Origin of the sequence: Trinickia diaoshuihuensis (genome assembly GCF_003390925.1) — a bacterium.
In the GTDB taxonomy this organism is placed as follows: Bacteria; Pseudomonadota; Gammaproteobacteria; order Burkholderiales; family Burkholderiaceae; genus Trinickia; species Trinickia diaoshuihuensis.
On the sequence record NZ_QUBS01000071.1, the window covers coordinates 42,633 to 53,009 of the forward strand.

Consider the following 10,377-nt stretch of genomic DNA (forward strand, 5'->3'; position numbering starts at 1 on the left):
GCCGACGCCCTCAACGCCGGCACCAGCTCGGACTGTTCGCGGTACATCGCATCGAAGCCACGGCGCCGGACTTGCCGCGCACGCGAAAGGCAGAGCACGCACCGAGGCGTCCGGCTGCGCGAACTTGCCGGTGAAGTGGGCACATGCCGAGCGACTGGCCGAATCCGGCCGTATCGATGAGGCATATGGCATCTATGCGCAGTTGCTGCACACGTGCTCTGGAGCCGGCGAACTCGAAGGCACGGCATGGAAAGCGGCGAAGGCATTGCCTGCCGCGCATGTCGCTCGGCTCCTTGCCGATCCCGCATTCGATACAGCGGCGTTGCGTAAGACGCGTTCGGACATCGAACTGCAGCAAATGTACGTCGAGAATGCGGCGGGCCATTTCGCCGCGGCGCTCGAGTATTCTCGTTCGCTGCGCGCCGACCCGTCGGTCAAACTGGATCCCTCGGCCCTGCAGGTATCGGGCTGGCTCGAGGAGCAAGCCCATGAAGATGCAACCGCCGAACGACTGTTCCGGCAAGCACTCGAAACCGCGAGCGATCCCGAGCCCGCGCGTCAAGGGCTCGCGTTAGCGCTGCTCCATCAAGGGCGGCTCGACGAAGCGCAAGCCGAGTCGCGAGTATCGGCGACCCCGGCGGGGCGCAGGCTAAACGCGCAGATCGCGCTGGCTCGCGCCAAGACATCGGGAGATCGAGCACAGGTCGATGCCGCTTTGGCGCTTATCGATGAAACCGGCGGGGCGAGCGACGCGCCGACACGTGCGCTGATGGCCTGGGCGCTCTTGTCGAGCGCTCGCCCGGCGCGAGCGCAAGCGATCTTTCGCGACTTGCACGAGCAAGCCCCGGATAACGAGGAATACGTGCAAGGGCTCGCTTATGCGTCGGCTGCCGCACGCGATTATGCGGCGCTCGATGCCCTGGTGGGAGAGAACAAGCCGGGCACCCCGGCCCTTGCTCGCGAGGCGCTCGCCGAGCATGATGCGCGGTTAGCGCTCTATTCAAGCGCGAGTAGGGTGGCGGGCCATCCGATAGAGGGCCATGAGGCCGCGTTGCAAGCAATGATGGACTTCGACCGGAAGTCGGGTACCGCCGGACAGGACAAGCTGACCGTCTGGACCATGCCGCAGTTCTCGGCGACGATGCTGCCGACGCCAACCCTCACCGTGCAAGTCGACGCGGCGCTGCTGAGGCTCGACGACGAGGTGCGCCACGCTTGGGGAAAGCAACTCGCGATGAGCGCGCGAACCGATTGGCTAGGCGGCGAGTTCAGCGCCGGTGCGGGCGCACAATTGCCGGGACGTGGGCCCACGCAATGGCTCGGCAAAATCCAATTCCTGCGCTACGCGCGTGACGAAGATGCGTTCTTCCGCATCACGGCGAAGCGCGACGGCATTTACGACTCTTTGCGTGCCTACGAGGGTACGCCTTCGGGCCCCGGACCGGCGATTGCGTCCTCGCTCGAAATGGCTGCGCGGGAGCCCATCGGCGGCAGCGCGTGGCACGTGGGCGAATCGCTCGCGGGCGGAGCGGTGACCGCGAGCGGCACGGCCTTCAATCCGTTCTACGCCGCTAGTCTCGGCGTAACACGCGACTTCACGGCGAAAGGCTGGAGTTGGCTCAACGCAGGCCCCGAGGTGAGATTCAGTTCGTACCGCTATGACGCGAACCGCTTCGACGGTCCCTATGCCGGTTATTGGAGCCCGAAATCGAATCGCGAGGCCGGGCTCGTTTTCAATGCGCAGTCGGAAGAGGGCGGCCGTTTGCTGTTCAAGACAGGCGGCAGGCTGGGGTATGCCGCGCGCCAACTGTTCACGGGGCGCGCGTCGGGTGCCTTCGGCGAAGACACGACGACGATCGCCGCGCTTGTTGCGCCGAACGTGATCGTCGGCGCGGGTGTGGGCTATCGCGCGTCGCCCGGCTATCGCGATATGAGCGTCTTCGCCTGGGTAAAAATTCCGCTCGTACAGCGAGCGCATCTGCGCGCCGCGGACCTCGTGACGCCACGCGGTTTTTAAACGGTATTGGAGCGCGGAATCATCGAACCCGTTTCCTTGTAGCGCGTATACATTTCGAACGCCCTGCCGAGATCGTGCGGCGTCTGGCCGCCGAGCTTGAGCGCATCACGATAGTAGTCGCGCAGCAAGTCGCGATAGCTCGGATGCGTGCATCGCTCGACGATCAGCGTGGCGCGCTCGCGCGGCGCGAGTCCGCGCAAGTCGGCGAGACCTTGTTCCGTGACGATCACGTCCACGTCGTGTTCGTTGTGATCGACGTGCGGGACCATCGGTACGATGCTCGAGATGCGCCCATCCTTGGCCACGGACTTCGTCGCGAAGATCGCGCACGCGGCATTGCGCGCGAAATCACCCGAGCCGCCGATGCCGTTCATCATATGGGTGCCGCCCACGTGCGTCGAATTCACATTGCCGTAGATGTCGCATTCGAGCGCGGTGTTCAGTGCGATCAGCCCCAGGCGCCGGATTACTTCAGGATGATTGCTGACCTCCTGCGGGCGCAACACGAGTTTGTCGCGGTAACGGTCGAGTTCCGCGAGCACCTGTGTTTGACGCGGCCCGGACAGCGTGATCGAGGAGCCTGAGGCGAAGACCATCTTGCCTGCATCGATCAGGTCGAACGTCGAATCCTGCAGCACCTCCGAGTACATCGTGAGCGCCTCGAACGGTGAGTGCGCGAAGCCCGAGAGCACGGCGTTGGCGATCGTGCCGATACCGGCTTGGAGCGGCGGCAGTTTCGCGGGCATCCGGCCGTGCTTCACTTCGTGCATTAGAAATTCGATGAGATGGCCGGCGATGCGGGCCGTCTCCTCGTCGGCGGGTAGGACGGTGGAGGGGCTGTCCGGCTCGTTCGTGATCACGATCGCCGCGATTTTCTCAGGCGGAATCTCGATCGTGGGTGTGCCGATGCGATCTTGAACGTGCACGATCGGCAACGGCTCGCGCTGCGGACGGCGGCCCGGAATCCAAATGTCATGCAAGCCTTCGAGCGCCAGGGGCTGCGACAAATTGATCTCGACGATGACCTTTTCCGCCAGAATCGCGAAGCTCGCGGAGTTGCCTACCGACGTGGTCGGCACGATGCCGCCTGTCTCCGTAATCGCCGCGGCCTCGATGATCGCTAGATCGAGTTTGCCGAGCAGATTCGCACGCAGCATTTCGACCGTTTCGGATAGATGCTGGTCGACGAACATGACCTCGCCGCTGTTGATGGCGCGGCGCAAGGTGGGATCGGCTTGAAATGGCAGACGGCGTTCGAGCACGCCCGCTTCGGTCAGCATGCGGTCGATGTCGTGACCGAGCGAGGCGCCGGTCATCAACGTAATGCGCAGCGGCTCGTTCTCCTCGCGTGCGCGGCGGGCCAACTCGATCGGCACGGCCTTCGTGTCGCCGGCGCGCGTGAAGCCGCTCGCGCCGATTCGCATGCCGTTGCGCACCAGGCGCGCCGCCTCGGCCGCCGTCGTGATTTTCGGGTGCAATGCGGCGCAACGGATTCGGTCTTCGTACATCGATGTCTCCAGTCAGCTTTGATCGCTCTAACCGGATGACTATATGACCCCGACGGCAACGAATTAAGAAGTGAAATAGAAAGGAGCTTTCCGGGATTGTGCGCGATCGAGGTGCGCGGACAGCCTGCGCCCGCTCGCGATGACCGCGCCGCACGCACCGTCTGGGCGCTTGCATTTCAGCGGCGCAGGAATAACGACCTGCGAATTACTTCGTTTGAGCCCGCACGCGGGTCATGCACTATTTTGCGCGGTGATGCCGTTCGCATGAGCTCGACGAATTCGATCCGATCGGCAACACGAGAAAGATGATAAGCATTCCTTATTAATCGAAGGACCGGGACGATCCTGCGTCTCTCTACTCTATCGGCCGGGGTCGGCATGCATCGGAAGACACGCGCGACGAAGCAGCGTCGCATGACCATTGTCCAATGGCGACGGAAGTCCATTCCCGCGGCGGTTGCAGCCTTCGCCCTTACCGGCGCGGCCTATGCACAGAGTTCGGGGCAGCCGGCCGCGCCCGCGCAGCAAGGCGGACAGATCGACGTGCAGGTTCAGGACCGAGTAGTCGTGACCGGCACGCGTACGGCGACGAAGGCCGCCCGGAGCCTCACGCCGGTGGACGTGATCACGGCCGCGCAACTTCAATCCACGGGCCAAAGCAATTTGCGTGATGCGCTCGTTTCTCTGTCGCCCTCGATTCAGCGACAAGCGATGGGCGGGGCGCAGGCCGCGCTGGTCGACGTCTTGACGCTGCATGGGCTGACGCCCGACCAGGTACTCGTGCTCGTCAACGGCAAGCGACGGCACTCCACGGCGACTATTTCGCTAAACCCCGGCCCGCAGCAGGGTTCCACTGGCGTGGACATCGACACGATTCCCGTGAGCGCCGTCGATCACGTCGAAGTGCTGCGCGACGGTGCGGCGGCGCAGTACGGTTCCGATGCGATCGCGGGCGTGATCAACATCATTTTGAAGTCGGATCGCAGCGGAGGCTATATCGAGAGCTCGACGGGGCAGACCTATCGCGGCGATGGCCTGAATCAAACGGAGTCCGCTCATTACGGACTGCCGCTTGGAGGGAATGGATTTCTGGCGCTGAGCGCCGAGATCGCACGGCAGAACCATACGAACCGCACCGATCCCTACGCGCATACCGGGGCCCTCGCGGGATCGGTCAGTAACGCCTATACAGGCGATCCATCGAGCACGCGCGAGGCCTTCGGCTTCAACGCGGGTTATGACCTCGGCGATAACGTTCGGCTCTATGGGTTCGGCACCTATGCGCATAAGAATGCGGCGAGCTATCAGACCGTGCGCGGCGCGGGCGTTTTGCCGGCGATCTATTCGAACGGCTTCATGCCGCAGGATCTTCTGAATGAAAATGATTTCTCGGTCACGGTCGGGGCGAAGGGCGACGACCTGCTGGGCTGGAAGTGGGATTTGAGTTCGACCTACGGCGGCGACTACGACAATTTCAGTCAGGCGTCGTCGGAGAACATCGGCTTATATAGGGCAACGGGCAGCACGCCGACCAATTTCTATATTGGCCGCCAGGAGAACACGCAGTGGACAAATAACCTCGATTTCACGCGCCCGGTCAACCTCCCGCTGTTGCCCGCGCCCGTCAACGTGTCGTTCGGTTTCGAGCAGCGCACGGAGGGTTATTCGGTTGGCCCGGGAGAGCCCAATGCGTATTTGTACGGCGGCACGCCGGCGCTCGTCGGTCTAGCACCGGCCGCCGCGAGCAATACGACGCGCGACGTGTTCGGCATCTATCTGGATTTTTCGACCAACCTCACGAAAAAATGGCGGCTCGATCTATCGGGGCGCTTCGAACACTATAGCGACGTCGGCGATACCACGAACGGAAAGATTTCCAGCCGCTACGATTTCGCGCCTTGGATCGCGCTGCGCGGCAGCGTCGGGACAGGGTTCCGTGCACCGACGCTCGCCGAGGAGCACTACACGACGTTGAGCCCGACGCCGACATCGGCATTCGCGCTGCTTGCCGCGAATTCCGCGGCGGCGGCATCGCTCGGCGCGCAGCCGTTGAAGCCCGAGCAATCGACGAGCTATAACGTCGGGCTCGTGCTGACGCCGTCGCACGATCTCAATGTGACGATCGATGCGTACCAAATCGATATTCGCAACCGCATCGTCGAAGGCGGCTCGCAGGTGGGGGCGGCAGCGCTCGGCGCCATCGACTTGGCCGGTTTCTCTGCTCCGCTGGGCATTCCGTCATCGGCCGTTTCGGCCAGCTACTTCACGAACGGGGCGAATACGCGTACGAGAGGCATCGATCTGTCGGCGACCTATCACACGTCGTTCGGCCGGTTCGGCACGGTGGATTGGAACGCCGGGATCAATCTGAACGACACGGCATTGAAGCGCCTCGCGCGAGGCGCGAACGGCCAGCCGCTGCTCAACGGCCAGCAGATCGATTTCCTGACGACCGGCACGCCCAAGAGCAAGATAGTCGTCGGCGGAGTTTGGCAATTGGGCAGATGGGGACTTTCTTTGCACGAGACGCGCTACGGTACGACTTCGGCTCAGGAGTCATACCGCACGGGACCCAATGCCGGCTCGGTCTCGGTGTTCATTCCTTTCACCAACAGAGTGGAGTACACGACGGATGTCGAAGCGCGCTACAAGGTGACGAAACGCTTCCAGGTCGCGGTGGGCGCCAGGAATCTATTCGATGCGCGGCCGAACAAGATGCCGTTGGCCGCGCAGTATGCGGGGACCGTGTACGACTCCACGACGTCGGCGATCGGCCTCGACGGCGGCTTTTACTATCTCCGCGCGCGTTACCAGTTCTAACGATGCCGCGCGCGGCCCAAGCCGATGCGTGTTCCTCTCGGGAAGAAATCCAAATGCGGAATTCTTCGTTTACTCGGGGGATGGGCGTCGATAGTGTATTGACTCTCGCCTTGCAGTATCTGGGCTAGCACCGTTGCCGAAAGGTTTTCATGACGCAAAGAAGAACATTCCTGATGAACGTCGCGGCGCTCGCGGTCGCGGCAGCGGTATGGCCGGTGCGAAGCGCACGGGCCGATACGCATTCGTTCGATTTCAGTCCCGAGCAGCGCGGGCGGCTGAGGGCGCCGAAAAATCCCGACGCCATTCATGAATTGGGCGCCTTCCATTTCGTGACGCCCGGAACCTTTACGGTGGCCGTCGCGCCGTTCGCGGTGCCGATCGGGACATACGCCACCGATGCGCGCACCGTCATCGGCTCGGACCCGGATTACGCTCAGTTGCTCGCCGACGCCCTCGGCCTGAAGCTCGCGCTGGTGCCGGTTGCGTGGCCGGACTGGCCGCTCGGGCTCACGTCGGGCAAATACGATGCGGTCATTTCGAACGTGGGCGTGACCGAGCAGCGCAAGCGCAAGTTCGATTTCACGACGTATCGTCTCGGGCTGCATGCGTTCTATGTGCCGGTGACGAGCGCGATCCAGTCGATCCGCGAGCCCAAGGATATCGCGGGGCTGCGTGTCATTACGAGCTCGGGAACGATTCAAGAGCGGATCCTGCTCGAGTGGAGCCGGCAAAACACGGCCCATGGTTTGAAGGAAACCTCGCTGCTCTACTTCGACGATAGCGACTCGGCGATACTCGCGCTCGTGTCCGGCAGGGCAGATGCGATCTTCAATCCGCACGCGCCGCTCACCTACGAAGCCGCGACGAAGGGGAACATCCGCATCGCCGGCATGGTGAACGCCGGTTGGCCGCTCAAGGCCGATGTGGCCATCGCCACGCGCAAGGGCAGCGGGCTCGCGCCGGCACTGACGACGGCGACGAACGGCCTGATCGCCGGCGGCCAATATCGCGCGGCGCTCGCGCGCTGGGGACTCGAGGAGGAAGCGATCCGGCAATCGGAGACCAATCCGCCAGGTTATAAGGATTCCTAATCGATCGATGTCGATGTTTTCGGCAATCGAAGGACTAGAAATACATCAGCACAGGAAACCGGCATGTGCGCCATCCGCATTGATCACATCGCATTTCTGACGCCCGGAAATTATCCCGGCGAGGATCCCGTCAACGGCTTCGAGCGGTCGCTCGAACTGTTTCGGGTGGGCGAAGCGCTCGGCTACGACAGCGCGTGGGTGCGGCAGCGCCATCTCGAATGCGCCGTGTCGTCCGCCTCGACTTTTCTTGCGGCGGCTAGCCAGCGCACCTCGTGTATCGAGCTCGGCTCGGCGGTCATTCAGATGGGCTATGAGAACCCGTTCAGACTGGCCGAAGACCTTGCGACCGTGGACATCATCTCCAGAGGCCGGCTCAACGTCGGGCTCAGCGCGGGTGCGCCGAATCATGGCGAGCTGCTCGGCGAGCGGCTGTTCGACACGGATCCGGGGCTTGTCGATTTTTCCCATGCACGCCTGACGCGATTGCGTCGGAACCTCGAGGGGGAGTGGCTGGGCGACGAGGAAACGTTCGTCGAATCGGCGGCGGGCCGGGTTCGGCCGCGCGTGACGCCCTACGCGCCGGGCCTCGTGGGGCGGCTGTGGTATGGAGGCGGTTCGCGGCACTCGGCCGAGTGGGCGGGGCGCAACGGCTTCAACTTGCTGCTCGGCAATATCACGACGGGCGAGGGCACCGACGATTTCCGCGAAGCGCAGTTGCGCCAGATCGAAACGTTCCGTTCGAACTGGAGTGAGGGGCGGGCGCCGCGCGTCGCGCTGGGGCGCGTGATCGTGCCGACCGACGGCGCCGACGCGGCGACGCGGCGGCGCTACCAGGCCTTCGCCGAAGCGCGTCACGCGCGGACGCTGGCGCCGCACGGCGAGCGGCGCACGGTGTTCTTGCCGGATTTGGTCGGCCCGGCCGACGAGATCATCGATCGGCTGCTGGCGGACCCTGTACTGGAGCAGGTGCGCGAGCTTCGGTTGGAATTGCCCTACGATTTGCCGTTCGACGATTATCGGCAGATTCTCGAGGATTTCGTCACGCGCATCGCACCCGCGCTAGGCTGGCGGCCATCAACGGAGCGCCGGGCTGCGGCGGCTTGAGCGAGGGTGTTCAACTGAGGATCGGCGTACAGCGGAGCCGGATTTACTATGAATTATTTACATACCTGCGCTGCAGAACCAGGGCGCCATCGTCGTGTACGTCGATCTATGGAGCCAGGTCCAGGCCAACCCTGCCGATCTCGTGACGGGCGCCCTCCAGCAGACCATCAAAGAACTGCAAACGCCAGCGTCGGATCTGTTCGGGCGAATCGGCCGGCAGCTCAAGCGTGTCTCTGAACTCGACGCAGGCGGGGCGGGGTTCACATTTGGCTTCAGGCTGGATCAGATAGGCAAGCCCGCCGGCCCGACGTTGGCTCAGGTGTTTACTGAATTGGCCGAGAAGACACGCGCGGATGTCGTGCTCATCATTGACGAGATCCAGCATGCGATGGCCAGCACCTCCGGCAATGATCTGCTGCTTGCGCTGAAGGCCGCCAGGGACGCGGTGAATCTGCGCCCGGACATGCCGGGGCGACTGTGCATCATCGGTACCGGGTCGCACCGTGCGCAAGTGCAGGAGATGGTCGTCCGCGGCAACCAGGCCTTCCAGGGCGCATTTTCACAGCCGTTCCCCTTGCTGGGCGAACAGTACGTTGCCTATGTGCTGGATCGGACCAGGAAGCAACTGGCCGATCGTTCGCCAACCTTGCCAGCGGCGGTCAACGCGTTCGAGCAACTGGGCAGCCGACCGGAGGAACTGCTCAAGGCCCTGATCGCGCTGCGCGACAGCCCCGCGCATCTCGAGCCGGACACGCAACTGCCCATCATCGTTCAGGCGTTGCGCCAGTGCGCCGCCGATATCGAGATTAACCGGGTCGAGGGATTGGGCGACCTGGCCATAGCCGTGTATACCGGATCTGCCAGAGCGACGGTCCGGCGGGCGGGCTATACGCCGCCGAGACTGTCAAAGCCTTAGCGGCCGAGGTCGGTACGCCCGTGTCGCAGAGCTCGGTACAGAACGCGCTTCTGGCGCTCACGGATGCGAACCTCGTGATGTCGACGAGACACGAATGAAACAACTGACGGCGCCACCTTTGCTCGTGTATGCAGATCTCCAGCGTACGAGGGAACCGCGAAACGTCGAGGCCGCGACGTTGATTCGCCAACAAATGGAGAAGGGCGCGTGACGGCGATACAACTGAAAACGCCGCTGCCGGAAGGAAAGCGGGCTGTGCTGATAATCATGGACCGCGTTGCCCGGCTGACGAACCTGCGGTACTTCGTTGTCGGTGCGACGGCGCGAGATATTTTGATGTACCACCTTCATGGATTCCCTCTTAACCGCGCCAGTCGGGAGCCGACGTTCCGACCGGACGCGAAGATCGTGCATCGGCTTCACTATTCGCCAGCAGTGGGAGAGGGTTTTCCGGTCGATCTGGTGCCGTTCGGCGGTGTCGAGATTTCCCCCTCGCAGGTGGCATGGCCGCCAGACATGGCAATCGTGATGAATGTAGCGGGCTATGCCGAAGCGCTCGATAGTGCCGTGACTGTACACATCGCAGATCATTGCGATATCCCCGTTGCGTCGATACCGGGCCTCGTGATGACGAAATTGATCGCGTGGCTGGACCGCGGACAGTCCAACCCGAAGGACGCGGTGGATTTTCGGTATCTGCTGGAGAACTATGCTGCTGCGGGCAATGTCGATAGGCTTTATGGAGAAGAACTGCCGTTGCTCGCGGGATGCGACTATGCGTTCGAGCGCGCCGGCCCGAGACTGCTAGGATTGGATATAGCGTCCGTCGCTTCTGAGCTAACGTCAATAGTGGTGTATGAACAAATTGACGGCGATCGATTTCAAGCGGCGAGTTTCTGCTGAACCGGCCGATCGTCTTGC

At 63.0% G+C, this 10,377-nt stretch carries 8 protein-coding genes; 7 read left to right on the forward strand and 1 reads right to left on the reverse strand.

Features of this window, described 5'->3' with window-relative positions:
* The first annotated feature begins 130 nt into the window (after positions 1–130).
* Positions 131–2,017 carry a tetratricopeptide repeat protein gene (locus DXT59_RS14345; RefSeq protein ID WP_162878082.1) on the forward strand — a complete coding sequence of 629 codons (1,887 nt, stop codon included), beginning with the start codon at positions 131–133 and terminating at the stop codon, positions 2,015–2,017.
* On the opposite strand, the gene DXT59_RS14350 is transcribed toward DXT59_RS14345, so the two are convergent.
* Entirely contained in the window at positions 2,014–3,525 is a 1,512-nt protein-coding gene (locus tag DXT59_RS14350; RefSeq protein ID WP_116137559.1) for an acetyl-CoA hydrolase/transferase family protein, read from the reverse strand. The genes DXT59_RS14345 and DXT59_RS14350 overlap by 4 nt on opposite strands.
* 414 nt (positions 3,526–3,939) lie before the next feature.
* Here DXT59_RS14350 and DXT59_RS14355 point away from each other — a divergent pair, with 414 nt between their 5' ends.
* The 6 genes from DXT59_RS14355 to DXT59_RS14380 all read left to right on the forward strand — a co-directional run bounded on the left by DXT59_RS14355 (position 3,940) and on the right by DXT59_RS14380 (position 10,359).
* The gene (locus DXT59_RS14355) at positions 3,940–6,345 is read left to right on the forward strand and encodes a TonB-dependent receptor plug domain-containing protein (protein ID WP_116137568.1); all 2,406 of its coding nucleotides are present in this window, start codon (positions 3,940–3,942) and stop codon (positions 6,343–6,345) included.
* Between the two features lie 149 nt (positions 6,346–6,494).
* On the forward strand, positions 6,495–7,436 hold the full coding sequence (locus DXT59_RS14360; RefSeq protein WP_116137560.1) for an ABC transporter substrate-binding protein: 942 nt from the start codon (positions 6,495–6,497) through the stop codon (positions 7,434–7,436).
* Between the two features lie 63 nt (positions 7,437–7,499).
* A complete protein-coding gene (locus tag DXT59_RS14365) occupies positions 7,500–8,540 on the forward strand; it encodes an LLM class flavin-dependent oxidoreductase (RefSeq protein ID WP_116137561.1) in 1,041 nt (346 codons plus the stop codon).
* A 94-nt stretch (positions 8,541–8,634) separates the two neighbouring features.
* Positions 8,635–9,456, forward strand: coding sequence for a hypothetical protein (locus DXT59_RS14370; RefSeq protein ID WP_116137562.1), 822 nt, complete (start codon positions 8,635–8,637; stop codon positions 9,454–9,456).
* A 94-nt stretch (positions 9,457–9,550) separates the two neighbouring features.
* Positions 9,551–9,667, forward strand: coding sequence for a type IV toxin-antitoxin system AbiEi family antitoxin (locus tag DXT59_RS14375; protein ID WP_116137563.1), 117 nt, complete (start codon positions 9,551–9,553; stop codon positions 9,665–9,667).
* Positions 9,664–10,359 carry a nucleotidyl transferase AbiEii/AbiGii toxin family protein gene (locus DXT59_RS14380; protein WP_116137564.1) on the forward strand — a complete coding sequence of 232 codons (696 nt, stop codon included), beginning with the start codon at positions 9,664–9,666 and terminating at the stop codon, positions 10,357–10,359. Before DXT59_RS14375 ends, DXT59_RS14380 begins: the two co-directional genes overlap by 4 nt.
* The last annotated feature ends 18 nt before the right edge of the window (positions 10,360–10,377 follow it).